The organism is Chryseobacterium sp. SIMBA_038 (assembly GCF_046535115.1).
GTDB lineage: Bacteria > Bacteroidota > Bacteroidia > Flavobacteriales > Weeksellaceae > Chryseobacterium.
In genome coordinates this window covers 1-233 of record NZ_JAWRXH010000460.1, presented here as the reverse complement: position 1 = coordinate 233, position 233 = coordinate 1, and the positions used below count along the sequence as shown (strand labels likewise).

General features: G+C 41.2%; 1 pseudogene. It reads right to left on the bottom strand.

What is annotated here, in order from left to right:
* Positions 1 to 233, bottom strand: a pseudogene (locus SB689_RS24270) (adenylosuccinate lyase); the annotation flags it as partial.

The window sequence follows — 233 nt, the reverse complement described above, 5'->3', positions numbered from 1 at the left end:
CATCTACTGCCAGGAACGCCTGTGGAATAGTTAATCTCTTGTTTGCAGAATCATCCAGTGTTCTTTCAAACCACTGGGTAGAAGCTACCATTGCAGAACTCGTCGTTAAGGACATTACATATTTTGCCAATGCTCCAATTCTTTCACTTCTCATTGGATTACGCTTGTAGGCCATTGCCGATGAACCGATCTGGTTTTTCTCGAATGGTTCTTCAATTTCCTTAAGATTTTGA